Origin of the sequence: Arthrobacter ruber (assembly GCF_002954225.1) — a bacterium.
Lineage (GTDB): Bacteria > Actinomycetota > Actinomycetes > Actinomycetales > Micrococcaceae > Arthrobacter_D > Arthrobacter_D ruber.
Genome location: NZ_PPTH01000018.1, coordinates 607,792 through 633,115, shown reverse-complemented (window position 1 = coordinate 633,115; position 25,324 = coordinate 607,792). Strand labels below are relative to the sequence as shown.

Below are 25,324 nucleotides of genomic sequence, written 5' to 3'. Positions count from 1 at the left end.
CCGCCCGCCTCCAGCCGGAGTGCCCGGCCCGGCGGTCGCGCTGCCGGTCAGCCGCCCGCGTCGAGCCGGGGCGCCCGGGGTGGCGCGACGCGCCGGGGGGCGCCGGTGCGCTCGAAGGCCGCCGCGAGTCGAAGCAGCCTCGTATCGGAGTACGCGGGCCCCGCGAAGGTCAGGCCGACCGGCATCCGCAGGTCCTCCAGCAGTCCCATCGGGACGGTGACCGTCGGGATCCCCAGGTGCCGTGGGACGAGGTTCCCGTTGGAGACCCAGACGCCGTTGCGCCAGGCGGCATCGGCCGACGCCGGGTCGCGGTCGCTGTCCGCTGGTCCGATGTCGGCGGCCGCCGGGAAGACCACCGCATCGAGGCCGTGCCGCTCCATCCACTCGTCGAGGTCCACCCGCCGTGTCTCCTCGAGTCCCCGGAGTCCCTCCGCCAGGTGCGGGATGTCCGCCAGCCCGCTGATGCCGTGCTCGCGGATGTGCGCCGGGTATCCGGTGATGTCGTCGTCGAAGCCGGAATAGCGGTCCGGGAGGGCACCGTCCGGGCTGGGGAAGATCGTCGAGCCGTCGACGTCGGCGAGGCTGGAGAGCGTCGGATCGCCGTTGGCCTGCAGGAAGTCGTGCCATGCCCAGGAGGAGAGGTCCGTGATCTCCCGGTGCAGGAAGTCCCGGCTCACGAGACCGCGAGTGGAGACGGTCGGTGCTCCCGGGCGGTCGCCCTCGTAGTGGGAGACCACGGGGAAGTCGACGTCCACCACCTCCGCGCCCGCGTCCTCGAGGTCGCGGCGGGCCGCCTCCCAGAGTGCGATGACCGACGGTCGGGTGATGATGCGCTGACCGGTCGGTCCGCCGACGCCGGGCGCCTCGGCCGTCCCGGCGTCGGGATCGGCGTTGATGTACATGCGGGGGACACCGAAGCGTCTGCCGGCCAGCACCCCGCCCGCCGCGGCCGCGGTGTCCGGGTGGAGGGCGGTGTAGGAGGCGGGCCGGAGCGCCGACGCCGGCGGGATGGGGAGCCAGGGCTGCACCCTCCAGAAGTCCCCGCGCGTCACGGGGTCGTCCGCGACGATGACGTCGAGGACCTCGAGGAGGTCCGCCATGGTCCGGGCGTGCGGGACGACGACGTCCATGGTGGGGACGAGGGGCCAGTTGCCGCGCACGGAGATGACCCCGCGGGACGGCGTGTACGCGCACAGTCCGTTGTTGGAGGCAGGCGCCCGGCCCGAGGACCAGGTCTCCTCGGCGAGGCCGAAGGCGGCGAAACTCGCGGCCGTCGCGGTCCCCGACCCGTTCGAGGACCCGGAGGCGAAGGCGGCGGTCAGGTAGTCGGCGTTGTAGGGGCTCTCGGCCCTGCCGTACAGTCCGCGCTGCATGCCCCCGTTGGCCATGGGCGGCATGTTGGTCAGGCCGATCAAAACCGCCCCGGCGGCGCGCAGGCGCTCGATGGTGAAGGCGTCCTGCCGGGCGACCAGCTCCTTGAAGGCGGGCGACCCGGCCGCGACGGTGAGGCCCCTCACCTTGTAGCTGTCCTTGGCGGTGTAGGGGATGCCGTCGAGCGGGCCCAGCGCCCTCCCCTCGGCGCGACGGCGGTCCGAAGCACGAGCCTCGTCCAGTGCGTCGGGGTTCATCACGACGACGGAGTTCAGCCGGGGGCCGCCCCGGTCGAACGCCTCGATGCGGCGGAGGTAGCCGGTGACCAGTTCCTCGCTGGTCGCCGCGCCCGTCCGCAGCGCCTCCCTCAGCTCCGCGATGGTCGTCTCCACGACGTCGAAGCCCATCAGACAGCACCGCCCGTGCGGCGCGGGGCCGGCTGCTGCTGCGTGATGCAGTGGATGCCGCCGCCGAAGGCGAAGATGTCCCGGGCGTCGACGAGTTCGACGGTCCGGTCCGGGTACGCCTCCTGCAGGATCTCCGCCGCCACGGCGTCGTTGGGGTCGTCGAAGGCGCACAGCACCACGACGTCGTCGGCGACGTAGTGGTTGATGTAGGACCAGTCGACGATGCCGTCGTCGTCGTGGGTGACGGTCGGGGCGGGCACCTCGATGATGGGCAGCGGGCGGCAGTCGGCGTCGGTGGCGGACCCGAGTACGGCCCTGATCTCGCGGGTGACCTCATGGTCCGGGTGGCCGGGATCGTCCTGCCGGTGCAGGAGGACGGATCCCGAGGGTGTGAAGGCGGCGACGATGTCCACGTGGCCCCTCGTGCCGAACTCCCCGTAGTCCCGCGTCAGGCCGCGGGGGAGCCAGACGGCGTGGCGGGTGCCGAGCCGGGCGTGGATCTCGGCCTCGACGGATTCCTTCGTCGCCCCGGGGTTCCGGCCCGGGTCGAGCTGGACCGTCTCCGTCAGCAGGACGGTGCCGCGCCCGTCGACGTGGAAGCCGCCGCCCTCGTTGACCAGTCCGCTGCGGAGGATCGGCGTTCCTGCCAGGCCCGCCACCGCACGTCCCACGTGCCGGTCCCTGGACCAGTCCGCCCAGTGCTGGGCACCCCACCCGTTGAACACCCAGTCGACGGCGGCGATCGCGCCGTCGGGACCGTGGACGAACGTGGGTCCGGAGTCGCGGAGCCACGCGTCGTCGAGGAGCACCTCGGAGACCGTGATCCCGGAGCCCAGCATGCCGTGCGCCATCGCGGAATCGGCGGGATCGGCCAGGACGGTCACCGGTTCGTACCGTCGGATCGTCCGCGCGACCTGCACCCAGGCCCGCCGCGCCCGGGCGAGCGTGTCGCTGCCGGCGGGACCGAAGGTGTCATTGGCCGGCGGGAAGGCCATCCACGTGCGGTCGTGGGCCTCCCACTCCGCGGGCATCCGCCGGCCCCCCGCGGCCATCGCGCGATCGCGGCCCGCCTCGGCCGGAAGGGTGGACGTGCTGTCGCGGTGTCGGTGGTTCACTGGGATCTTTCCGGGATGAAGGGGATGAAGGGGATGAAGGGGATCTCGGGACGGAGCCGGCGGACTGCCGGCGGCGTCAGTCGGGGAGGACGAGCGACGAGTCGCGGGTGAGGGTCCGGCCGCGGAAGAAATCGGGGTCCCTCCGCTGGACCACGAGCATCACGAGGGCACCGGCCACGAGGATGCCGATGCCGATGACGAAGACGAGTCCCACGCCGAAGAGTTCCGAGCCGCTGCCGAAGGCCGGGTCCCAGCTGTCCACGGCGGTCTGGAGGAAGACGACGATCAGCCCGATCCCACCGAGGAGGGGCGCGCACAGCCGGTACACGACGTTCCGGACGCTGCTGAACAGCGAGGCCCTGAAGTACCAGACGCAGGCCAGTGCCGTCAGCCCGTAGTAGAAGCAGATCATGAGGCCGAGCGCCTGGATGGTGTCGTTGAGGACGTTCTCGCTGATGATGCGCATCAGGACGTAGAAGGCGGCCGAGACGACGCCGGCGAAGACCGTCGCATAGACCGGCGAGTTGAAGCGCGTGCTGACCCTGGCGAAGCGGGACGGCAGCGCCCGGTAGTAACCCATGGCGAGAAGCGTGCGGGCGGGTGACACGAACGTGGACTGCAGCGATGCCCCGCAGCTGGAGAGGACGGCCAGTGACAGGAGGATCGCGAACGGGCCCATCACGGGCGCCGCGAGGGAGGTGAACACGTTCTCGGAGTTCTCCGGGTTGTTCAGCCCGATCCCGGTGTCTGCTGTGCCGGCGAACAGAACGGTCGCGATCGACCCGAGGAGGTAGATCACCAGGATGGCGACCGCCGCGACGGTCGCGGCCAGGCCCGAGGTCCGGCGGCCGTTGGTGGCCTCCTCGCTCACGGTGAGGCAGACGTCCCAGCCCCAGAACGCGAAGATGGAGAGCGACAGGCCGGCGGCGAAGGCGGAGAAGCTCTCGATCCCGAAGGGGTTGAACCACTCCCAGCTGAAGGCGAGGCCGGAGGCGTTCCCGGCGGCGATCCGCGCGAACGCCTGGACGGTGTACCAGGTGAGGACGAGCAGCTGGAAGCCGACGAGGACGTACTGCACCGTGCGCGTGGTGCGGATGCCCCGGCAGGACACCCATACCGCCGCGGCCATGAAGACCAGGCACGTGATGATGTTGACGGCCTTGTTCGAGGTCAGGTCCGCGATCGAGGCGTCCCCGCCGAGTTGTCCGAGGAACAGGTAGAAGAAGTCCACGGCCACGCCGGCCAGGTTGGACAGCACGATGATGTTCGCCGCGAGCAGGCCCCAGCCGCCCATCCATCCGATGAAGGGGCCGAAGGCCTTGGTGACCCACGTGAAGGTGGTCCCGCTGTCGGGGGAGTCGGCGTTGAGCTCCTTGTAGGCGAGGGCGACGAGGAACATGGGGATGAACCCGACGAGGAAGATGGCGGGGAGATGGACGCCGACCTCGGCGACCGTGAGTCCCAGGGTGCTGGTCAGGACGTAGGCGGGCGCGATCGTCGAGATGCCGATGACGACGATGGCGAGCAGCCCGAGCTGGCCGCGGGCGAGGCCCTTCGGCGATGTCCCCGTCCCCAGGGGGTGGGCACCGGGGGTCGTGGTCTGGCTGGGCGCGGTGTCGGACACGATGGCAGGCCTTCTTCAGCAGGGTGGACGCGCCTCGTCGTCGAGGTCGTCCACCGGACGGGGAGGGCCGGAACGGGGTCCGGCCGCAGGCGGGGCGTGANGCGCCTCGTCGTCGAGGTCGTCCACCGGACGGGGAGGGCCGGAACGGGGTCCGGCCGCAGGCGGGGCGTGACCCACACCTCAAAATGAATGGCATTCATTTACTCGGACCACTGTAGGGGGCGCCATCGGCTTTGGGAAGGGGGCGGGATCGCGGGATCGGCCCCGATGCACGGGAAGGGCCGCCACCGCGGAGCGGTGACGGCCCTTCCCGATGCGTGGATCTAGGACTTGCCGACGGCGGAGGACCCGCCGGAGCCGTTCGATCCGGCCTTGTCAGCGTTCTTCAGCAGGTCGCCGAGCAGCGCGATGATGTCCAGTCCCGTGGTGTCCTTCACCATCTGCGTGGTCTGGTGCACGCCGCTCGAGACGTTCTTGCTGAGCTGGCTCGCGCCGTCGTTGGAGACCACGGTCATCGTGTCGATGGCCGCCATGGGCGCGGCGATCTCGCGCGCCATCGCGGGGAGGACCTCGAGGACCTTGGACAGGATGGCGGCCTGGTTGAACTTCTCGTAGGCCTCCGCCTGGGCTGCGATGCCTGCTGCCTCGGCCTTGCCGCGGGCCTCGGCGGATCCGGCCTCGGCCTCGCCGCGTGAGGCGATGACGGCGGCGTCGGCGCGGCCCCGGGCCTCGTTGATGGATGCCTCCGCGGTGCCGCGTGCGGTGTTCGCCGCAGCGTCCGCCTCGGCCGCCACGCGGTCGCCCTCGGCGACGAGCTTGCGGCGCGCGAGGTCGACGCGCGCCTCGATCTCGCTGGCCTCCGAGGCGCGACGGCGCTCCTCGAGCTTCGCGTCGGCCTGCTGGATGAGGCGGTACTTCTCGGCGTCGGCAGGCTTGCGCACCTCGGTGTCGAGCTCGCGTTCGCGGAGCTCGGCACGGCGCTGGGCCACCTGCTGCTCGCGCATGATGACCTGCTCCTGCTGCTCGGCCTGGGCCAGCGGGCCGGAGGCGTCGGCGCGTGCCTGGCGGGCATCGGCCTCCTCCTTCAGCTCAGCGCGCCGGATGATCAGCTGCTGCTGCGCGAGGGCCACCTGCTCGTCGGACAGGGCACGGGCCTGCTCGGACTCCTGCATGGAGCGGGCCTCGGCGATCTTGGCGTTGCGTTCGGCGAGGGCGGCCTCGGGCCGGCCGAGGTTCTTCAGGTAGCCGGAGTCGTCGTCCACGGACTGGATCTGGAAGGTGTCGATCTCCAGGCCCTGGTTGTGCATGGAATGCTCCGCCTCCTCCTTCACGCTCTTGGCGAAGGTGGCACGGTCCCGGATGATCGACTCGACGGTCAGGGTGCCCACGATGGAGCGCAGCGACCCCGAGAGGGTCTCCTGCGTGTAGTGGTCGATGGCGTCCTGCTGGTTGAGGAAGCGCTGGGCCGCCTTGCGGACGGCGTCGGCGTCGCCGCCCACCTTCACCTGGGCCACGCCCGTCAGGTGGAGCTTGATGCCGTTCTTGGAGATGCCCTCGATGCGCAGGGAGACCTGGCGTGACGCCAGCGACAGCGGGTACGCCCGCTGCGAGAACGGGTTGATGAAGATCCGCCCGAACACGACGCGCTGGCTGTCCGGATCCGGCTGGCCCTTGCTGTCCTTGGACGAGATGATGAGCGCCTGGTCGGGGCTGGCGATGTGCAGCGCCATGCGGGCGAGCACGATGGCGGCGACGATGAGAACGAGGAGAACCACCGCGCCGATGATGAGCGGGATGAACGTGAGATCCACTGCGACCCTTTCAACGGTCTTCGAATTGCCCCCGGCGCACCCTGGGCGCCGGGGATGATCAAGCTACTGCCCTGTGCTGATCCGACCCCCATGTCGTCGAAGTGGACGGCCCGCCTGTCCGGCGGGCGCTGGCTGTCAGGCGGCGCCGGCGAGGAACGCCCGCATGAGGGGGCCGCCGGAGGTGGACCCGAGTTCGCCCTCCTCGACGAAGACGGCGACGGCGAGATCTCCCTGCAGGGCGACCACCCAGGCGTGGGTGCGCGGGGGCGTCTCGCTGCCGAACTCCGCCGTGCCCGTCTTGGCCAGGACGGGTGCGCCGGGGACGTCCCCGAGCAGCTGCGCGCCGCCCTGTGCGACGACGGCGGCCATGAGCGTCTTGAGCGTGGCGGATTCGCCGGCGGTGAAGGCGCTGGGAGCGGACTCCTCGGTCGGTTCGGCGGTCGACGTCGCACCGGTGGGTGCCGCGGTCGCCGCTGCGCTCTCCGATCCGGGATCCAGGTCGGTGGACTCGCCGGGCGCGAGCAGCGTCGGCGTGACGCGTTCGCCCGCGCCGACGGACGCGGCCATGGTGGCGAGCGCGAGGGGCGAGACGAGGACCTCCCCCTGGCCGATCATGGACGCGGCGTGCGCCGTGCCCTCGGCCTCCGGAGGCACGGACCCGAAGAACGCCGGCGTGCCGATGCGCGCTCCGACGCTGATCCCGAGGTCGGCCGCGGCGGCTGCGAGGTCGGCCTGCGTGATGCGGTCCCGCGCCGCGATGAACCCCGTGTTGCAGGACTGGGCGAAGGTCTCGAGGAGCGGGATGGTGCCGAGGAACTGGGCGGGATACGTGCCGGCGTTGTTGAACCTCCGGCCGTCCACCGTCACCTCCTCCGTGCACTCGGTCGGCGAGTCGGGGGTGAAGCCCTTCCGCAGGAGTGCGAGGCTCGTGGCCACCTTGAAGGTGGACCCGGGCGGGTACTGGCCGAGCAGCGCCGTCTGTAGCCCCTCGCTGCCCGGACCGTTGGCCGCCGCGAGGATCTCGCCCGTGCTGGGGCGGAGGGCCACGATGGACGACGCCGAGGGTTCGTCCGCCAGCACCTGCTCGCCGAGGCTCTGGAGGCGGGGATCGAGCGTGGTCGCGAGATCGGTGCCGTCCACGGCGGGCCTGGTGAACAGGCGCTGCGTGGGTGTCGCCGGGTCCTCTACCGACGCCGCGTTGACCTCGAGGCCGGGCGTCCCGGCGAGCTTGGCGTTGTGCTGCAGTTGCAGGCCTCCGAGGCCGGTGACGTCCCCGGCCCGGACGGCGCCGTCGGACTGCTCCACCAGTTCCTCGGTCGCTTCGCCCACACCGCCGAGCAGCTCCCGGGCGAAGGTGCGGGTCGGGGCCAGTTCGAGGGTGTCGGCCTGGCGGAGGGCGCCCGGGACGGCGTCGATCTGGGTGTCGGTCACGGTGCGGGTGGCGTCGTCGCGCAGGACGAGGGCGACGACGAAGGCCTCCGCGCCCGCACTCGTGACCTGCTGCTCGTAGTCGGCGGGGTCCAGCTCGAGCAACGCTGCGAGGGCCCGCGCGGAGGCGGCCTGCTGGTCCTCGGGCACGCGCGTCCTGTCGATGCCGACGCGGAGGACGGGCCGCTGGGTGACGATCACCTCGCCGTCCGCGCCGGTGATGTCCCCGCGGTCGCCGGGCAGGCTGGTGAGCGTCAGCTTCTCCTGCGGCAGCAGGTTCGGGACGAACACCGCCGGGTCCCAGGCGGCCTGCCAGACGTCCTCGACGCGCGTGAGGTCCGCCGTCGTGCTGTAGGTCCAGTCGGAGTCCGTGGCGTCGAGGTCCCACACGTAGTCCAGGGTCGCCCTCGCGGTGTCCTCTCCCGTCTCCTCCACACCGGCCACCGAGACCTTCGGCGCCCCGGGCGCGAAGCCCTCGGTGATCGCGGCGAGCTCCGCGGTGACCGCGGCGGGTTCGCCGGTGGTGAAGGAGGACCGGCCGACGTCGAGCTGCGCCAGGCCCTCGGCGAGAGTGCGGGCCGCGTCCTCGGCGGTCGGCCGGTTGTCCGTGCAGGCCGCGAGGCCGAGGGCGAGGGCGGCGGTGGTCAGGACGGCCGTGGCGCGGTGAAGTTTCCCCATACGGCTCATTATGTCCGAGGCGGCTGCCGCCGCCGGTGTATCACCCCCGTCGGGGCGTCGCGCTGGTGGCAGCCACGGGAATAGGCGGACTCCTGCCAAAGTTGAGTCGAGTACACTCAATGTGACCGCACCACCCGTGCCAGAACGGAAAGGAACCGCGCGTGGACACCAACTTCACCACCAAGAGCCGTGAGGTGCTCTCGGCCGCCTCCATGAACGCCTCCACGGCGGGCAATGCCCAGATCGAGACCCCGCACTTCCTCAAGGCCCTCCTCGACCAGCGCGAGGGCATCGCCGTCGCGCTCCTCCGGGCCGCGGGTGCGGACCCCGATTCCGTGAGCGTGCAGGCGAGCGCTGCGATCAAGGCGCTGCCGTCGTCGTCGGGCTCCTCGGTGGCGCAGCCGCAGTTCTCCCGCGGCGCCCTGCAGGCGGTCAACGCCGCGAAGGAGGAGGCCGAGACCCTGGGCGACCAGTTCGTCTCCACCGAGCACCTCCTGCTGGCACTCGCGGCCGACGGCGGGACGGCCGGCGGCATCCTGCGGTCCGCCGGGCTCACCCGTGAGGCGCTCGCCGCAGCGCTGCCCGGCGTGCGTGGGGACCGGCGCGTGACCACGCCCGACCCGGAGAACACCTTCCAGGCCCTGGAGAAGTTCGGCGTGGACCTCACCGAGGTGGCGCGCAGCGGCAAGCTCGATCCCGTGATCGGACGCGACGCCGAGATCCGCCGCGTGGTGCAGGTGCTCAGCCGCCGCACGAAGAACAACCCCGTGCTGATCGGCGAACCCGGTGTGGGCAAGACCGCCGTGGTCGAGGGCCTGGCCCAGCGCATGGTGGCCGGGGACGTCCCGGAGTCGCTCCGGGGGAAGTCCCTCATCAGCCTCGATCTCGGCTCCATGATCGCGGGCGCCAAGTACCGCGGCGAGTTCGAGGAGCGGCTGAAGGCCGTGCTCGAGGAGATCCGCTCCTCCAACGGCCAGGTGGTCACCTTCATCGACGAGCTCCACACCGTGGTGGGAGCGGGCGCGTCGGAGGGGTCGATGGACGCCGGCAACATGCTCAAGCCCATGCTGGCACGTGGTGAGCTGCGGCTCATCGGCGCGACGACGCTGGACGAGTACCGCGAGAACGTCGAGAAGGACCCTGCGCTGGAGCGCCGGTTCCAGCAGGTGTACGTGGGGGAGCCGTCCGTGACGGACACGATCGGCATCCTGCGCGGCCTCAAGCAGCGGTACGAGGCGCACCACAAGGTGTCCATCGCCGACTCCGCGCTCGTCGCCGCCGCCACGCTGTCCCACCGGTACATCCCGGGCCGGCAGCTCCCGGACAAGGCGATCGACCTCGTCGACGAGGCCGCCTCGCGCCTGCGCATGGAGATCGACTCCGCCCCGGTGGAGATCGACGAGCTGCGCCGGTCCCTCGAACGGATGAACATGGAGGAGATGGCGCTCTCCCGCGAGAAGGACGAGGCGTCCCTGGAACGGCTGCAGGCCCTGCGCGCGGAGATGGCCGACCGGCAGGAGGAGCTCGACGGGCTCAACGCCCGCTGGGAGGCTGAGAAGGCGGGCCTGAACCGCGTGGGTGACCTGAAGGCCTCCCTGGACGACCTGCGCTCCCATGCCGACCGCGCCCAGCGCGAGGGCGACCTCGAGACCGCGTCCCGCATCCTCTACGGAGAGATCCCCCAGGTGGAGCGGGAGCTGCGGGAGGCCCAGGCCGCCGAGGAGCAGACCGCCAGCGGGCCCGAGCTGATGGTGGCGGAGGAGGTCAGCGCGAACGACATCGCCGAGGTCATCTCGGCCTGGACAGGCATCCCCGCCGGGCGCATGCTCCAGGGCGAGAGCGAGAAGCTGCTCTCCATGGAGTCCGTCATCGGCGCGCGCCTGATCGGCCAGCAGGACGCGGTGTCCGCGGTGTCGGACGCCGTGCGCCGCGCCCGCGCCGGTGTCTCGGATCCCAACCGGCCCACGGGCTCCTTCCTGTTCCTCGGCCCCACGGGCGTGGGCAAGACGGAGCTCGCCAAGGCGCTCGCGGACTTCCTGTTCGACGACGAGCGCGCCATGGTGCGGATCGACATGTCCGAGTACTCGGAGAAGCACGCGGTGGCGCGCCTCGTCGGCGCTCCTCCGGGATACGTGGGCTACGAGGAGGGCGGGCAGCTCACCGAGGCGGTGCGGCGCCGCCCCTACAGCGTGGTGCTGTTCGACGAGGTGGAGAAGGCGCACCCCGAGGTCTTCGACCTGCTGCTGCAGGTGCTCGACGACGGGCGCCTCACCGACGGCCAGGGCCGCACGGTGGACTTCCGCAACGTGATCCTCGTGATGACCTCGAACCTCGGCTCGCAGTTCCTCGTGGACCCGTCCCTCGACGACGCCGCCAAGCGCGCGGCCGTGATGGCCGCCGTCAACGCGAACTTCCGGCCGGAGTTCCTGAACCGGCTCGACGACGTCGTGGTGTTCGATCCGCTGAGCCTGGACGAGCTCTCGCGGATCGTGGACCTGCAGGTCCGGGCGCTCGGGGACCGGCTGCACGACCGGCGGCTCGAGCTCGAGGTCAGCGAGGCCGCCAAGGAGTGGCTGGCCCTCACCGGGTTCGACCCGGCGTACGGCGCGCGCCCCCTCCGGCGGCTCGTGCAGCGCGAGATCGGCGACCGGCTGGCCCGGGGCATCCTCGCCGGCGAGATCGTGGACGGCGACACCGTCCTCGTCGACCGCCCGGAGCCGGACGCTCTCGGGAGCGGCGCGGACACGGAGGGCCTGCTGGTGCACGCGGCGAGGTAGCCCCGGCGTGCTCTCAGCGGTCGAGGAGGCTCCTGCTCACGGTGTCCTCGTCCTCCACGACGGCGAAGCAGTCCACCCGGCGGTCGCCGTCGGCCCACGTCTCCGTGGTGGGGGTGGCGCGCAGCAGGGTCACCTGGAGGTCCTCGGGGACGGCGGCCGGGTCGATGGCGGCCGACGCGGCGGCGCACGCTGCCTCGGCCCGGAGGCCCAACTGGTCGCGGCCGGGGAACGCGGCGTCGTCGGGGTAGTTCTCGCTCGCCACGAGCTGCGCGTTGTGGGGCTCGGCGCAGTCCACCAGGACGGCGTCCTCGGTGATGTCGGTGAACCCCGCGAGGCATTCGCCCGCCGCGAGAGACGACGGGTCGACGCGCTGCTCGTCGTCGGAGCCTCCGAAGAGCGAGAGGAGCAGCCAGGCGAGGAGGCCGAGGAGTACGACGGCGCCGGCGATCACCAGCAGGAGGGGCGCGGCGCTGCTCCGGGAGCGGGTCCGCTCCCGGAGGGCGGGGCCGTCCTCGGCGGCCGGATGCCCCTCGGGTGCCTCGGGGACCCAGGCCGGCCGTGCCGCGGTCGCGCCGACCGCCGTGCCCGCGGCGCTTCCTTCGCCACCGGCGGATCCTGTGTCCCCGGGGCCCGGCCCGCTGCCGGTGTCGCCCGTACCTGCGTCACCTCCGCGGTGTCCCGCGCCGTCGGTGCCGATGAAGGTCGGGTCTGTCCCCGGGTACAGGCCGGGGTGCCGCTCCGGATCACCGGCGGGGCCGCCCCGGGGAGGGGACGCGTGCGCGCCGCCGACCGGGCCCGCGGGGTGGGACCCGCCGCGTGCGGGTCCTGTGTCGGAGGAATCGCCTGCCACGCCGCCCGCGGGAGCAGTCCCCTCGGGGGCGGCCTCGGTGACCGGAGCGCCGACGGGCATCGGCCCGGCGACCAGCGTCCCGGTCTCCTCGGCCTCCGCGGCGACGGCACGTGCTTCGGCGGCGGCGTCGGCGAGGGACGCGGCCTCCGCGGTGTCGGTGCTGATCTGCGCCGGTGCGAGCGCCGGCTCCTCGAGATCGAGGGTGTCGGCCGAGACCGACAGGTGCGGCTCGAGGGTCCCTGCGGAGATGGCGGCGTCGTCGAGGACGACGTCGTCGGGGTCCACCACGTCCGGACCCTCGTGGTCACCGGGGAAGTCCGTGCCGGTCACGTCCTCCGACGCGTCGGGCGCGGGGTCGTACCCGGGACCACTCGGTGCGTGCTCCTCGTTGCTCATGGTGGGGCGCTGTCTCCTCGCTCACTGGTGCTCCACGACCGGTACGCTCCGGCGTGGCTTGAACTCTATCCAAGAACGCTGCGGGGAGGGCCACCTGCCGGCGCATACGTTCCGCGGGCCGGACCCGCCATCGCCCGGCTGCCCGCGGGCCGCCGACCGGAACCGGGCTCGGGTGCCGGGGAAAGCATGTAACCTATACTTACGACATTTTGACCAAATACTCCGGGGCCTCGCTGCAGCCTTGGGCCTCGTGCCCCAGTGACCACCTCCGGATCGACGCACAAAGGGGGTCACGCCATGGGGCGCGGCCGTCAAAAGGCAAAAGCTACCAAGCAGGCCCGGGACATGAAGTACTTCAGCCCGGCCACTGATTATTCGGCACTGCAGCGAGAGCTCACAGGCCCGGGTAGTCGTGCTTCCACCCGACGTACCGAACCCGTCGAGCCGGTTGAGCCGGACTACTCGGCGTACGAGGACAAGTACGCCGACGAGGTCGACGACGACGGCGAGGAGACCGGGTCCCGCCGCACCGGCTGACCTTCGATCCGCTGACCTTCAGTGCACTGCACGGCGCATCATCCAGCAGGGACGATGCGCCGTTCCGTGTGCCCGGAAACGGGCGGGAGCTCACGAGGGTGAGGCGAGCAGGGGTCTAAACGCCAGCTCCGCCGCGCCGACCAGCAGGAGCTCCGGACCGAGTGCCGCGCGGCGCACCTCCACGCCGCCCGCGAGCGACGCCGCGTTCACGGCGTCGCCGAGCTGATCGCCGCGGGAGCCGACGAGAGCTCCGAGGAAGCCGCCCAGGACGATCAGCCGCGGGTCGAAGACGTTGGTGAAATCGGTCAGGGCGACGGTCAGCAGGTCCAGCTGGCGTTCCGCCTCGGCCCGGACGGCGGCCCCCGGATCGTCGGACAGTACCCGCTCGAGGGCCTCGACGCCGCCCCCGTCCTCGCCCGCGGCGTCGAGCAGCCGTTCCAGGCGCACCTCGGCGTCGAGGCAGCCGGAGCGGCCGCAGTGGCACGGCGCCCCGCCGGGGCTGACCAGCGTGTGGCCCAGCTCCCCGCCATAGCCGCGGCTGCCCACGAGCTGCATCCCGCCGGTCACGATCCCGCCGCCGATGCCGCTCGCGCTGCCGTTCAGGTACAGGGCGTCGTCCACCCCGAGGGCTGCACCGAAGATGCTCTCCGCGAGGGACCCGAGCGAGGCGTCGTTGGCGGCGGCGCTAGGGAGCTCCAGCGCGCGGCTGAACGCACCGGTGAGGTCGGCGTCGCGCCAGCCGAGGTGGGGCGCCACCAGCACCCTGCCCGTTCCGGTGTTGACGAGACCGGGCAGGGCGATGCCGACGCCGAGCATCCGGTCGAGACCGGACAGGACGGGCTGGAGATCGGCCACGGCGTCACGGGTGAGTGCGACGGCGTCCTCGAGCGAGGGGATGCCGCCGGTCGTGCGGCGGACCCGATGCAGGACACGGCCGCCCAGCCCGACGACACCGACGGTCACCGCGTCGATGTCGGGGTTGACGGCGAGCACGGCCACGCCGGGGTTCGCCTGCACGATGGGACTCGGACGCCCCACCCGGCCCCCGACGGACGGTTCCGTCTCCTGCACGAGGTCCCTCTCCACGAGCACCTGCACGAGGGCGCCGACGGTGGAGCGGTTGAAGCCGCTGCGCCGGGTCAGCTCGGAGCGCGAGAGCGGCCCGTGGCGGTGCACCATGGTCAGGATCTGGGACAGGTTCTGCGCACGAAGGCCTTCGGTGCCGTTCGCGACGCCGGCTGATGACCGCACGGCCCGGGTCCTCCTTCGTGATGCAGGAGCCCTCTGTGCGCCTGGTCGGATTGCCATCGTATCGGGGACGCGGACGGCCTCGACTCAGGCCCGCTGCCCGATCGCGCTGTCGACCCGCGTGACGCCCGACGGTGCGGCGGTGCTCTGGCGCACCACGAGGCTCGTCGCCAGGTCGAGCCGCAGGTTGTCGGGGCGATCCCCGTCGCGCAGTCGCAGGACCATGCGCGTGGCCTCCTCCGCCATCTGGATGAGCGGCTGGTGGACGGTGGTCAGCGCGGGGCTCGACCACTGCGCCACGGGCAGGTCGTCGTAGCCCACGATGGAGAGTTCCTCGGGGACCCGGAGTCCGATCTGGCGGGCGGCGTCGAGCACGCCCAGCGCCTGCAGGTCGCTGCCGGCGAAGATCGCGGTAGGGGGATGGAGGCCGCGCAGCAGGGAGAAGGCGTGGTCGCGTCCGCCGTCCACGTGGAAGTCGCCGAACCTGATGAACGACGGGTCGATGGGCAGGGACGCCATGTTCATGGCCGAGCGGTAGCCGTCGATCCGCGCGAGGGAGCACATCATGTCCTCCGGTCCGCTGATCGCCGCGATGCGCGTGTGGCCGAGGTCGATCAGGTGCCGCGTGGCCATCATCCCGCCCGACCAGTTGGCGGAGCCCACCGAGGGTACGTCGGGGGACGGGTCGCCGGCCGGGTCGATGATCACGAACGGAATGGAACGGGCGTCCAGCTTGGCGCGGAAGTCCTGGGGCAGTTCCGAGAACACGAGGACCACGCCGGCGGGCCGCCGCGACATGACGCCCTCGATCCACGCCGGACCGGGTGCGTGCCGCGAGCCGGTCTCCGTGAGGACGACGCTCAGGCCGTGGTTGCGGGCCACGTTCTCCACCCCACGGATGAGCTCGAGCGCCCAGGCACTCTCCAGTTCGTGGAACACGAGTTCCACGAGTCCTGCCTTGGCGGTGGAGACCTTCCGCCGCCGGTAGCCGTGCTCCTCGAGGAGCTCCTCAACTTTCGCCCGGGTTTTCGGCGACACGTCGGTGCGACCGTTGAGAACCTTGGAGATGGTGGAGAGGGAGACCCCTGCCTTGGTGGCGAGCTGGGCGAGGGTGACGCGCGGTTCGTCCGCCGGAATCGACATGAGCCATAGCTTACCCCCGCGCATCGGCGGGGCACGGGACACCGTTCGTCGCAGAATGTGACCCGTTGCACAGCTGGCCTTGCACTTCCGGAGGAGCGCTACATACACTCGACGCATTACAACACTTTCGATCTTACGATCGAAACTTTCGAGAGGCGTTCAACGATGAACAACCGAACCTGGATGTCCCGCAGTCTCGCGGGCACCGCGGTCATGATGCTCGGCCTGACCCTCGCCGGATGCGGCGGAGGAGGCGGCGACGCATCGAGCCGACCCGAGAACGAACTGCACGTGGCCGTCTACGGTGACGCGAGCAACAAGGTCGAGGAGGCGATGGTCGCCAAGTTCAACGAGACGTCGGACGTGAAGGTCGTGCTCGACACGATCCCCGGTGCCGACTACCAGACCAAGCTGCAGACCATCATCGACACCGATTCCGCCCCCGACGTCTTCTTCAACTGGGGCGGTGGAAGCATCGCGAACTTCGTGAAGGCCGACCTGCTGCTGCCCCTCGACGACTTCATCGAGGAGGACCCGCAGCTCAAGGACGCCTTCCTGCCCTCGGTCTTCGAGACGGCGCAGATCGACGGCAAGAGCTACGGCGTCCCCATGCGCGGCACCCAGCCCGTGATGCTCTTCAACAACTCCGAGGTGCTGAAGCAGGCCGGCATCGACGCGCCTCCCGCCACCTGGGACGAACTGCTGGAGGATGTCGAGAAGCTGAAGGCGGCCGGTGTGACCCCGATCGCGCTCGGCGGCGCCGACCAGTGGCCCACCCAGATGTGGTTCCAGTACGTGTTCGACCGCGTGGCAGGGGAGAGTCTCTTCCAGGCCGCGCTCGACGGCGACACCGAGGTGTGGGATTCCGAGGAGAGCCGCGAGGCGCTCGGCAAGCTGCGCGAACTCATCGACGCCGGCGCCTTCGGCACCAACTTCGACTCCGTCAAGTTCACCGACGGCGGTTCGCCCACCCTGCTCTCCAGCGGCCGGGCGGGCTTCGAACTCATGGGTTCCTGGGCCTACGCGACCCACCTCGATGCCAACCCCGAGTTCGCGGAGAACGTGCTCAGCTACAGCGAGTTCCCGGAGATCGAGGGTGGCAAGGGCGACCCCCACAACCTCGCGGGCAACACGAACAACTTCTACTCGGTCCACAAGGACACCCGGTACCCCGAAGAGGCCGCCGAGTTCCTGAAGCTCATGTACTCCGACGAGTTCGTGCAGGAGCAGATCGCCATCGGCAACCTGCCCACCACCACCAACACGGAGGAGTTCCTCGATGAGGCCTCCAACCCCGAGTACGCGAAGTACCAGTTCGACCTCGTGAAGAACGCGCCCCACTTCCAGCTCTCCTGGGATCAGGCGTACCCCCCGGAGGCGACCGTCACCATCCACACGGCCGTGTCCCAGTTCTTCAGCGGCCAGATCGATGAAGACGGCTTCATCAAGGCCATGCAGAGCCTGTAGGACCACGTCATGACAACGCTTGCAACCCGCAGGCAGGCAGGGCCGGGCGGCTCCACCACGAGCCGCCCGGCCCGCCCGGGCACCTCCTCCGTGGGGCGCCCCGGCTTCGCCTGGGCCCTGCCCGCCACCATCTTCTTCGCGCTCTTCGCGCTCGTGCCGCTGGCCGCTGTCGCCGTCCTGTCCTTCACCTCGTGGAGCGGCCTCGGTGACCCGGAGTTCGTGGGGCTCGAGAACTGGGAGACGCTCATCGCCGACCCCGTGATGCTCAAGAGCCTCTGGCTCAGCCTGCTCTTCATCGTGCTCGGCGTGGTCACGCAGACACCGCTGAGCATCCTGCTCGGCGTCTGGGCTGCCGGCCACCAGCGCAACCGCGCCGTGCTCAGCGCCATCTACTTCATACCGCTGCTGCTGTCCTCGGCCGCCATCTCCGTGCTGTGGCGGGCCCTGCTCGATCCGAACTTCGGCCTCCCGGGGCAGCTGCCCTGGCTCTTCGGTGACGGCAACCTGCTCGGCACGCAGGCCGGGGCGATCGGCGTCCTCATCTTCGTCGGCATGTGGCAGTTCACGCCCTTCCACACCCTCATCTACCAGGGTGCCGCCAAGGGCATCCCGCCCGTGCTGTACCAGGCGGCGTCGATCGACGGCGCGGGCATGATGCGCCAGTTCTTCTCGATCACCCTGCCGCAGCTCCGCAACACCGCCATCACCTCGATCATCCTGATGGTGGTCGGTGGCCTGACGACCTTCGAGACCGTGCTCATCCTGACCAACGGCGGCCCCGGTACCGACACCACCATCACCGCCTTCTACATGTACCAGGAGGCGTTCCAGAGCTTCGACTTCGGCGTCGGCAGCGCGATCGCCCTCGTGCTCGTCGTCGTCGCGACCCTCATCTCCCTCGTGGTGGTCAAGGTGTCCGGCTACGACAAGATGAACAGCTCGCTGGAAGGCCTCTGATGAAGACACGCCCCAACTATTTCGCCGGTATCGGCTCGTTCATCTGGCTGCTGATCGTCGCCATCCCGCTGTACGTGATGCTCTCGGGCACCTTCCAGACACGTGAGGAGTTCGGGGACAACGGTCCGCTGTCCTTCCCGACGAGCTTCACGCTGCAGAACTACGCGGACGCGATCACGAGCGGCTTCGGCCGGTACTTCCTCAATACGGTCGTGGTGACCGTCGGCGTGGTCGCCATCGTCCTCCTGCTCGTGCCGCCGCTCAGCTACGCGATCGTGCGCAGCCGGAGCCGGGCGGCGTCCTTCGTGTTCCGCTTCTTCCTCCTGGGCCTCGCCATCCCCGCGCAGGCCGTGATCGTGCCGGTGTTCTACCTGATCAACGCCGTGGGTCTGTACGACAACCTGCTCGGCATCATCCTGCCCACCGCCGCGTTCGCGCTGCCGATCTGCACCCTGATCCTGAGCGGGACCATGCGCGACATCACCGGCGAGCTGTACGAGGCGATGGCCATGGACGGCGCGAGTCCGGCCCGGGCGTTCTTCCGGCTGGTGCTGCCCCTGTCCAAGGGCGGGATCTCCACGATCGCCGTCTTCTCCGCCCTGCAGGCGTGGAACGGGTTCCTGTTCCCCCTGATCCTCACCCAGTCCGAGAGCACCCGCGTGGTGACCCTCGGCCTGTTCAACTTCCAGACGCAGTACGGCATCAACATCCCGGGGCTGCTCGCCGCGGTGACGCTCTCGATGGTGCCCGTCCTGCTCGTCTACCTCTTCGCGCGACGCGCGCTTGTCCAGGGCCTCATGGGCGCTGGCGGAAAGTGATCATGACTGAGACAACACTGAACGACGCCCCCTGGCGGGACGGCGGGGCCGCACCCGAGGCACGCGTCAACGCGCTGATCGGGGCGATGACCCTCCGCGAGAAGGTCGCCCAGCTGGTCGGCGTGTGGGTGGGTGCCAACACCGAGGGCGGCGAGGTCGCCCCGCACCAGCACGAGATGAACGAGGCCGTCGACCTCGACGAACTCCTGCCCCACGGCCTCGGGCAGCTCACGCGACCCTTCGGCACGGCACCGGTCGATCCGCGGCTGGGCGCCCTGTCGCTGCAGCGTACGCAGGAGCGCATCGCGTCGGCCAACCGCTTCGGGATCCCGGCCCTCGTCCACGAGGAGTGCCTCGCCGGCTTCGCAGCCTGGAAGGCGACCGCATACCCGGTGCCCCTCGCATGGGGTGCCACGTTCAACCCCGACCTCGTGCGGACGATGGCGGGCGCCATCGGCGCGGATCTCCGCTCGGTCGGCGTCCATCAGGGTCTCGCCCCCGTGCTCGACGTCGTCCGCGACGCCCGCTGGGGCCGGGTCGAGGAGACCATCGGCGAGGACCCGTACCTGATCGGGACCGTCGCGACGGCGTACGTGCAGGGCCTCGAGCGGGCGGGGGTGGTCGCGACGCTGAAGCACTTCGTGGGGTACTCGGCCTCGAAGGCAGGGCGCAACCTCGCCCCCGTGTCGATCGGGGAGCGGGAGCGCGCCGACGTGCTCCTGCCGCCGTTCGAGATGGCTGTCCGTGAGTCCGGCGTCCGCTCCGTCATGCACGCCTACACCGACATCGACGGCGTGCCGACCGCGGCCGACGCCTCGCTCCTGACCTCGCTGCTGCGCGACACGTGGGGCTTCGACGGCACGGTCGTCGCGGACTACTTCGGCATCGCCTTCCTCAAGGAGCTCCACCGCGTCGCGGGGACCCTCGGCGAGGCTGCCGCCGCCGCGCTGACCGCCGGCGTCGACGTCGAACTGCCCACCGTGCACACCTTCGGGGACCACCTCGTCGCCGAGATCGAGGGCGGTACCCTCGACGAGGCGCTCGTCGACCGCGCCCTCCGCCGTGTCCTGCGGCAGAAGCTGGACCTCGGACTGCTCGACGCGGACTGGTCGCCCGTACCGTCGGCGCTCGCGGGTGAGGCACCCGTCGACCTCGATTCCGCGGGCAACCGGGACATCGCCCGGCAGCTGGCGGAGCAGTCGATCGTCCTGGTCCGCAACGCCGGAGTGCTCCCGCTGGCGCAGGCCCCGCGCATCGCCCTGATCGGGCCCAATGCCGATACCCACCGCGCCTTTTTGGGCTGCTACTCCTTCCCGGCCCACGTCGGCGAACAGCACCCCGACGTCGACCTGGGACTGAGCATCCCCACCGTCGCCGAGGCTCTCCGCGACGAGTTCCCGGGCAGCGAGATCACGACGGCGGCCGGCTGCACCATCGACGGCACCGCGACCACGGGCTTCGACGAGGCCCTCGCCGTCGCGCGCGGCTCCGACGTCGTCGTCGCCGTCCTCGGTGACCGTGCCGGACTCTTCGGCAGAGGGACCAGCGGTGAGGGCTGCGACGCCGAGTCGCTGGACCTGCCGGGCGTCCAGCAGCAGCTCCTCGAGCATCTGCTCGCCACGGGCAAGCCCGTCGTCGTCGTGCTGCTCACCGGGCGCCCGTATGCGCTCGGGTCCGCGGCGACCGACGCGGCGGCGATCGTCCAGGGTTTCTTCCCCGGCGAGGAGGGTGCGGGTGCCGTCGCCGGAGTGCTCAGCGGACGGCTCAACCCCGCGGGCCGCCTCCCGGTCAGCATCCCGGGGTCGCCGGGCGCACAGCCGTCCACCTACCTCGCGGCGCCCCTGGCGCAGTCCAGCGGGGTGTCGAACATCGACCCGACGGCCGCGTTCCCCTTCGGCCACGGCCTCGGCTACACCCACTTCACGTGGACCGGTGCGTCGTCGACGGCGGATGCCGCCACCACCGACGGCGAAGCCGGCATCGAGGTCATCGTGACGAACGCGGGGGAGCGCGACGGCGTCGAGGTTGTGCAGCTGTACGTGCACGATCCCGTGGCGTCCGTCGTGCGACCCGTGCAGCGGCTGATCGGCTACGCCCGGGTGCAGCTCGCGGCGGGGTCCTCGACGCGCGTGGCCTTCACCGTCCCTGCCGACGTCACGTCCTTCACCGGTCGGGACGGGGCGCGGATCGTCGAGCCCGGTGCGCTCGAGCTGCGACTCGGAGCGTCGAGCGGTGACATCCGGGCGGCGCTGCCGCTGACCCTGACCGGAAGCGTCCGGCGGGTCGACCACACGCGCCGGCTGCACTGCGACGTGCAAGTGGTCGCACTCTGAGGACTCTCTGACCACATCTGCCGGAGGCCCGCAGGGCCATGGCCCACTCCTTCGGGAGCGGGCCATGGCGCGTCCTGGGTGTGTCGGGCGCCGGATGCACGGCGAAGGGCGCGCCGTGTCCGGCGCGCCCTTCGGTCAAGCGGTGTCAGACGATTACCGGGTCAGCGGCTGGTGCCGTCGCCCTCGGTCTCGATGCGCTCCTCGCGTACCTGCTCGGTGACGGTCTGCTGCTCGGTGACCGTCTCCTTGTCCAGGCGCACGCGCTCCACGGGGACGGCCTCCTTCTCGACGACAGGGCGCTCCTCGGTCAGGATGACCTCGTGCTCCTCCTCGCTGATGGCCGGCCCGTCGTAGGCATCGCCGCGGTTCGCGTCCGTGATCGGCTCGCGCTCCACCCGGACCTCCTCGTGGCTCACGGGGACCGTCTGGCTGACGTTCTCCGTCACCACGTGCTTGCGCAGGCGCGCCCTGCCCGTCTCGTGCGTCTGGGTGCCGACGCGGAGCTCTTCCTTGGAGCGCGTCATCGCGTCGTCGGTCGTGGGTCCGGAGGTGTCGTGGCCCACGACTCCACGGCTCTCCGAGCGGTCCACCTTCTCGTCACCGGGCTGGAAGCCGGGAGCCTCACGCCCCTGGTCGGAGGTGGTCGTCGTGGTCGTCGTACCGGAACCCAGGCTGTAGTGCCGATAGAGGCGCTCCTCCTCCTCCGGGCTCAGGTGGCCGTCGCGCTCGACGGACGGGGCATCCTTCACGAGGCTCTTGGCATAGGGGACGCGCAGGTCGTTGCCGTCGGACGAGGCGTCCTGCAGCGGCACGAAGGTCTCCTTCGTGCCGAAGAGTCCGGTGTTGACGGTGACCCAGCTCGGCTGCCCGGTGCTGTCGTCGACGTACATCTCGCCGATCGAACCGAGCTTGTCGCCGTCGTTCGTGTAGACCGTGCCTTTGCCGGTGGTCAGGCGGTCGAGGTCCTTCGAGGTGATCATGTAGTGCTCCTAGCATGTGCAACCGTGATCATGCAGTGGGGGACTGCACTCCCGCCTCACTCTAGGCAAGCCACAAAAGGATAACAAGCCCCCTTACTATCTCTTTGCGGTCGATGTTCAGCCTTCAGGAAGGGTGTGGACCGCTCCAGACACGCATCGGAGCGGAGGGGCGTCGGGTTGTTGCACTGCGGGCAAAACAAAGGACTTGCGAGGAGGGGGGCGGTCGGTCACGGTAGTAAGCAGACTGATGATTCTCCGTCGGCAGCACCAGTGTGGCCACCGCGATCATCCCAACCGAGGAGCACCATCATGGCATCAGACAACACAGCGGGAGCGAGCACCCCGAGGAGCAGACGCAATGACGTCGTCGCTGCGCAGAAGGAACGCTTCGGCGGCATCAAGTTCGGGTCCGCGTTCTTCGGCTGGCTCACGGCCATCGGCCTGACCGTGATCCTCAGCGCCCTGGCGACGGCGATCGGTGCCGGCGTGGGAGCTGCGAACACCAGCGGCGCCTCCGACGCCGCGAACCAGGCGCAGGAGAACGCACAGACCATCGGTATCGTCAGCGGGATCGTCCTGGCGATCATCCTCTTCGTGGCCTACTACTGCGGCGGCTACGTCGCCGGCCGCATGGCCCGCTTCGACGGTGTGAAGCAGGGCGTGGCCGTGTGGCTGTGGGGCATTATCATCGCGATCGTCGTCGCGATCCTCGCCGCTCTCGCCGGTGACCGGTTCAACGTCCTGTCCAGCATCGGCGGCGCCCCGAGCATCCCCGTCGACGGCAGCCTGCTGACCGCCAGCGGTTTGATCGCCCTGGCGATCGCCGTCCTCGTCCCCCTGATCGGCGCGATCCTCGGCGGCAAGGCCGGCATGAGCTTCCACCGCAAGGTCGACCAGGTCGGCATCAACCACCAGGCCGGCATCTGACCGTCACGCTCCACCGAGAAGAGGCGCCACCCCATCGGGGTGGCGCCTCTTTCGTCGTCGGGCTCTGCGTGGTCGGCTCGGCGGCGTCCGAAGCAGTCCGAATGACGTCCCAGGGGCCTCGCCGACGGATGAGGCCCGTCGGGGGTTCGGTCTGTGGACCGGAGATCAGGGCTGTGTGATGACCACCTTGCCACTGCCCTCTTCGGCGAGGGTATGTGCTGTGACGATGTCCACCAGGGACAGCTCATGGTCGACGCGGGGCGTGTAGAGCCCTTCCTGCCCCAGCGCGGCTGCGTACCGCAGGAGGGTCGAATCGTTGCGGGCGTCGATCTTCCTGAGACCGAGGCGCGCAGCTCCCTGGTCGTCGATGACGGTGACGACCCGCGAGGGGTCGCCGACGATGCCCAGCAGGTCCGGCAGCGAGCTGGAGGGGGCGGAATGCAGGGCTGCATCCACACCGCGCGGCGCGAGGATGCCGACGCGCTCGGCCAGCCCCGGACCGTACACCGTGGGGAGAACACCGAGTGCCTCGAGGTACGGGTGATTGCTCTCGCGTCCTGTGCCGATGACGGTGGCTCCGGCGGCGAGGGCGAATGCTGCGGCGGCGCTGCCCACGGCGCCTGAAGCGCCTTCGATGAGGAGCGTCCGGCCGTCGAGGTCACCCAGTGCTTCAAGAGCACCCGCCGCGGTGGCGGACGCGAGCCCTGCTGCGGCAGCCTCGGCCGTCGACCAGCCCGGAGGGACGCTGCTCCAGGCGGTCAGCACTGCGAACTCTGCCGTGGTATCGCTGATCCCGCCCAGGCCGAACACGACGTCACCCACCTGTGTGTCCGTCACATCCGGGCCGACCTCGTCCACGATGCCGACAGCGTCCCGGCCCGGGATGGCGGGCAGGGGCAGCGGCAGGAACTGCACGAGATGGCCGGCGCGCAGGAGGACGTCGATCGGGTTCACGCTCGTGGCATGCACCCTGATCCGGACCGAACCCCCACCCGCATGAGGTTCGGGGGCGTCCTCGACGACGAGAACGTCGGGGGTACCGTACGAGTGGAAACGGACAGCGCGCATGGAGATTCTGCTTTCTGGAGGCACGATGCAGTCAGTACTTGCTGCGGAAAGTAACGCTAGCCCGAAGTCGTTTCCGCGGCAAGTACCAGTACGATGGGATCATGTCTGCAGCAGATCGCCTCCCACCGCAGCAGGACCGGACCTGGTCACTGCTGGTGGGCGTGATGATGTGGCTGCCCGCGGAGCTGGATGCCTACCTGGAGCGATCCGCGGACCTCAGCCACGCCGAGTACGGGGTGCTGCGCTGTCTGTCGCTCAGCGAGGCTCGTGAGATCCACATGAGTCGCCTTGCTGCCACCGCGAGCGTGACGCCGTCACACCTGTCGCGGATCGTCGGCCGGTTGGAGAAACGAGGCCTCCTGACCCGCAGCGCGGATCCCTCGGACGCGCGGAAGACCCTGGCCAGGCTGACGCAGGCGGGGGCGCTTCTTCTGGCCGAGGTGGAGCCCGGCTATGTAGCGGAAGTCCGCGCCCGGGTGTTCGGGCTTCTCGATGACAGGCAGCTCGAGCAGCTGGAGGACCTCGCCGAAGCGATTCTCACACCGCTCCGAGGTGAGTGCGTCAGCCTGCTGCCGCCTCGATCAACCCACTAGGAAGCCCCGGAACCCCCTGGCGGTCGCCGAGGTGGGTCGCGGAGATTCGGTTTTAGGGGTGACGTCGGGTCCGCAGCCCGAGCATGGTGCCCGCGGCGAGCATTCCCATGCCGAGCAGGCCGGCGCCCAGCATGGCTCCGGTGGTCGTGTCGCTGCGGCCGACATCCGAAACACCGGTATCGGCGCCACCGACCGGTAGCTGGGCTACCTGTGGGGTCTCGTAGATGCCGTCCTCCGGTGTCGGATTCACGCCGTAGGTCTGGACGAAGCCGATGTAGCAGGGGTAGCGGCCGTCAGGGAACACGATGCTGCCAGGGTCGTCCGTGCAGAGATCGGCCCCATCGGCGGTGATGACGCCGCCCGGGACGATCGTCACGGTCTTCGGATCGACGACGGTGGCCTGATCGAAAGGCACCAGGACGGGCGGATCGATCGGATAGCGGGAGCCGGGAATCCCGAAATTGGTGAAGCCGGCGAAACAGGGATACGTGCCATCGGGGTAAGCGATGCCATAGGGGTTGATGGCACACAGGTTGGTCCCGTCCGCCGTGAGCAGCCCTCCCTTCCCCGGAGTGACACTGGCGGGGTCCACGATGGTCGCCTGATCGAAGGGGACGAAGTCCGGATTGGGTGCAACCGGCGCCGCTACTGCAGCCGTTGCAGCACCTACGAGTACAGCTGCTGCCAGCGCGCACCCCTTCAGAGCAGATGTCATGTCCACGATCTATGTCCCCCTTCATGCGATCCCCTGCGGACAGCAATGCCCCAAGTCAACCAGATCACCGCCCAGCGGAGT

Annotated in this window: 19 protein-coding genes; 8 read left to right on the top strand and 11 right to left on the bottom strand. The window is 70.3% G+C overall.

Annotated elements, in window-relative coordinates:
* Positions 1–47: 47 nt before the first annotated feature.
* From CI785_RS16820 to CI785_RS16800, 5 genes are all read right to left on the bottom strand, one after another.
* Positions 48–1,778, bottom strand: coding sequence for an amidase (locus CI785_RS16820; protein WP_105033200.1), 1,731 nt, complete (start codon positions 1,776–1,778; stop codon positions 48–50).
* Positions 1,778–2,830 (bottom strand): agmatine deiminase family protein, encoded by a 1,053-nt coding sequence (locus tag CI785_RS16815; protein ID WP_420808267.1) that lies wholly within the window; start codon positions 2,828–2,830, stop codon positions 1,778–1,780. Before CI785_RS16815 ends, CI785_RS16820 begins: the two co-directional genes overlap by 1 nt.
* A gap of 139 nt (positions 2,831–2,969) precedes the next feature.
* Entirely contained in the window at positions 2,970–4,517 is a 1,548-nt protein-coding gene (locus CI785_RS16810; protein WP_420808261.1) for an APC family permease, read from the bottom strand.
* A gap of 323 nt (positions 4,518–4,840) precedes the next feature.
* A complete protein-coding gene (locus CI785_RS16805; RefSeq protein ID WP_105033198.1) occupies positions 4,841–6,328 on the bottom strand; it encodes a flotillin family protein in 1,488 nt (495 codons plus the stop codon).
* 135 nt (positions 6,329–6,463) lie between these two features.
* Positions 6,464–8,434 (bottom strand): penicillin-binding transpeptidase domain-containing protein, encoded by a 1,971-nt coding sequence (locus CI785_RS16800; RefSeq protein WP_240615264.1) that lies wholly within the window; start codon positions 8,432–8,434, stop codon positions 6,464–6,466.
* A 161-nt stretch (positions 8,435–8,595) separates the two neighbouring features.
* Between CI785_RS16800 and clpB the strand changes: the two genes are divergently transcribed.
* Positions 8,596–11,211: an ATP-dependent chaperone ClpB gene (gene clpB, locus CI785_RS16795; protein ID WP_105033196.1), complete on the top strand. Its 2,616-nt coding sequence runs from the start codon at positions 8,596–8,598 to the stop codon at positions 11,209–11,211.
* A gap of 13 nt (positions 11,212–11,224) precedes the next feature.
* Here clpB and CI785_RS16790 read toward each other — a convergent pair whose 3' ends face one another.
* Positions 11,225–12,457, bottom strand: coding sequence for a septum formation family protein (locus CI785_RS16790; RefSeq protein ID WP_105033195.1), 1,233 nt, complete (start codon positions 12,455–12,457; stop codon positions 11,225–11,227).
* A gap of 297 nt (positions 12,458–12,754) precedes the next feature.
* Between CI785_RS16790 and CI785_RS16785 the strand changes: the two genes are divergently transcribed.
* Entirely contained in the window at positions 12,755–12,994 is a 240-nt protein-coding gene (locus tag CI785_RS16785) for a DUF3073 domain-containing protein (protein WP_105033194.1), read from the top strand.
* Between the two features lie 90 nt (positions 12,995–13,084).
* On the opposite strand, the gene CI785_RS16780 is transcribed toward CI785_RS16785, so the two are convergent.
* Both CI785_RS16780 and CI785_RS16775 read right to left on the bottom strand, forming a co-directional pair.
* Positions 13,085–14,245 (bottom strand): ROK family transcriptional regulator, encoded by a 1,161-nt coding sequence (locus tag CI785_RS16780; protein ID WP_240615263.1) that lies wholly within the window; start codon positions 14,243–14,245, stop codon positions 13,085–13,087.
* An 84-nt stretch (positions 14,246–14,329) separates the two neighbouring features.
* Entirely contained in the window at positions 14,330–15,385 is a 1,056-nt protein-coding gene (locus tag CI785_RS16775) for a LacI family DNA-binding transcriptional regulator (RefSeq protein ID WP_170068252.1), read from the bottom strand.
* A gap of 165 nt (positions 15,386–15,550) precedes the next feature.
* On the opposite strand from CI785_RS16775, the gene CI785_RS16770 reads away from it, so the two are divergent.
* From CI785_RS16770 to CI785_RS16755, 4 genes are read left to right on the top strand one after another with little or no spacing between them, the layout of a single operon-like run.
* Positions 15,551–16,852 (top strand): extracellular solute-binding protein, encoded by a 1,302-nt coding sequence (locus CI785_RS16770; protein WP_105033191.1) that lies wholly within the window; start codon positions 15,551–15,553, stop codon positions 16,850–16,852.
* Positions 16,853–16,861: 9 nt separating this feature from the next.
* Positions 16,862–17,809, top strand: a complete 948-nt coding sequence (locus tag CI785_RS16765) for a carbohydrate ABC transporter permease (RefSeq protein WP_105033190.1) — start codon at positions 16,862–16,864, stop codon at positions 17,807–17,809.
* The gene (locus CI785_RS16760) at positions 17,809–18,627 is read left to right on the top strand and encodes a carbohydrate ABC transporter permease (protein ID WP_105033189.1); all 819 of its coding nucleotides are present in this window, start codon (positions 17,809–17,811) and stop codon (positions 18,625–18,627) included. The genes CI785_RS16765 and CI785_RS16760 overlap by 1 nt, the downstream gene beginning before the upstream one ends.
* Positions 18,628–18,629: 2 nt before the next feature.
* Positions 18,630–20,960: a beta-xylosidase/alpha-l-arabinosidase gene (locus CI785_RS16755; RefSeq protein ID WP_105033188.1), complete on the top strand. Its 2,331-nt coding sequence runs from the start codon at positions 18,630–18,632 to the stop codon at positions 20,958–20,960.
* A 161-nt stretch (positions 20,961–21,121) separates the two neighbouring features.
* On the opposite strand, the gene CI785_RS16750 is transcribed toward CI785_RS16755, so the two are convergent.
* On the bottom strand, positions 21,122–21,940 hold the full coding sequence (locus tag CI785_RS16750) for a DUF2382 domain-containing protein (RefSeq protein ID WP_105033187.1): 819 nt from the start codon (positions 21,938–21,940) through the stop codon (positions 21,122–21,124).
* Between the two features lie 309 nt (positions 21,941–22,249).
* On the opposite strand from CI785_RS16750, the gene CI785_RS16745 reads away from it, so the two are divergent.
* The gene (locus tag CI785_RS16745; protein ID WP_105033186.1) at positions 22,250–22,867 is read left to right on the top strand and encodes a hypothetical protein; all 618 of its coding nucleotides are present in this window, start codon (positions 22,250–22,252) and stop codon (positions 22,865–22,867) included.
* Positions 22,868–23,032: 165 nt separating this feature from the next.
* On the opposite strand, the gene CI785_RS16740 is transcribed toward CI785_RS16745, so the two are convergent.
* On the bottom strand, positions 23,033–23,935 hold the full coding sequence (locus CI785_RS16740) for an alcohol dehydrogenase catalytic domain-containing protein (RefSeq protein WP_105033185.1): 903 nt from the start codon (positions 23,933–23,935) through the stop codon (positions 23,033–23,035).
* Positions 23,936–24,036: 101 nt separating this feature from the next.
* Here CI785_RS16740 and CI785_RS16735 point away from each other — a divergent pair, with 101 nt between their 5' ends.
* Positions 24,037–24,528 (top strand): MarR family winged helix-turn-helix transcriptional regulator, encoded by a 492-nt coding sequence (locus CI785_RS16735; protein WP_105033184.1) that lies wholly within the window; start codon positions 24,037–24,039, stop codon positions 24,526–24,528.
* A gap of 52 nt (positions 24,529–24,580) precedes the next feature.
* Here the strand turns inward: CI785_RS16735 and CI785_RS16730 are convergent, their stop codons facing one another.
* A complete protein-coding gene (locus tag CI785_RS16730) occupies positions 24,581–25,243 on the bottom strand; it encodes a hypothetical protein (protein WP_157940307.1) in 663 nt (220 codons plus the stop codon).
* Between the last annotated feature and the right edge of the window lie 81 nt (positions 25,244–25,324).

What these genes read in the sequence shown, in the direction of transcription:
- CI785_RS16820 (WP_105033200.1), bottom strand. Translation starts at nt 1,778, where the DNA reads ATGGGCTTCGACGTCGTGGAGACGACCATCGCGGAGCTGAGGGAGGCG.
- CI785_RS16815 (WP_420808267.1), bottom strand. Translation starts at nt 2,830, where the DNA reads ATGGCCGCGGGGGGCCGGCGGATGCCCGCGGAGTGGGAGGCCCACGAC.
- CI785_RS16800 (WP_240615264.1), bottom strand. Translation starts at nt 8,434, where the DNA reads ATGGGGAAACTTCACCGCGCCACGGCCGTCCTGACCACCGCCGCCCTC.
- CI785_RS16790 (WP_105033195.1), bottom strand. Translation starts at nt 12,457, where the DNA reads ATGAGCAACGAGGAGCACGCACCGAGTGGTCCCGGGTACGACCCCGCG.
- CI785_RS16785 (WP_105033194.1), top strand. Translation starts at nt 12,755, where the DNA reads ATGGGGCGCGGCCGTCAAAAGGCAAAAGCTACCAAGCAGGCCCGGGAC.
- CI785_RS16775 (WP_170068252.1), bottom strand. Translation starts at nt 15,385, where the DNA reads ATGTCGATTCCGGCGGACGAACCGCGCGTCACCCTCGCCCAGCTCGCC.
- CI785_RS16770 (WP_105033191.1), top strand. Translation starts at nt 15,551, where the DNA reads ATGAACAACCGAACCTGGATGTCCCGCAGTCTCGCGGGCACCGCGGTC.
- CI785_RS16765 (WP_105033190.1), top strand. Translation starts at nt 16,862, where the DNA reads ATGACAACGCTTGCAACCCGCAGGCAGGCAGGGCCGGGCGGCTCCACC.
- CI785_RS16760 (WP_105033189.1), top strand. Translation starts at nt 17,809, where the DNA reads ATGAAGACACGCCCCAACTATTTCGCCGGTATCGGCTCGTTCATCTGG.
- CI785_RS16755 (WP_105033188.1), top strand. Translation starts at nt 18,630, where the DNA reads ATGACTGAGACAACACTGAACGACGCCCCCTGGCGGGACGGCGGGGCC.
- CI785_RS16750 (WP_105033187.1), bottom strand. Translation starts at nt 21,940, where the DNA reads ATGATCACCTCGAAGGACCTCGACCGCCTGACCACCGGCAAAGGCACG.
- CI785_RS16745 (WP_105033186.1), top strand. Translation starts at nt 22,250, where the DNA reads ATGGCATCAGACAACACAGCGGGAGCGAGCACCCCGAGGAGCAGACGC.
- CI785_RS16740 (WP_105033185.1), bottom strand. Translation starts at nt 23,935, where the DNA reads ATGCGCGCTGTCCGTTTCCACTCGTACGGTACCCCCGACGTTCTCGTC.
- CI785_RS16735 (WP_105033184.1), top strand. Translation starts at nt 24,037, where the DNA reads ATGTCTGCAGCAGATCGCCTCCCACCGCAGCAGGACCGGACCTGGTCA.
- CI785_RS16730 (WP_157940307.1), bottom strand. Translation starts at nt 25,243, where the DNA reads ATGACATCTGCTCTGAAGGGGTGCGCGCTGGCAGCAGCTGTACTCGTA.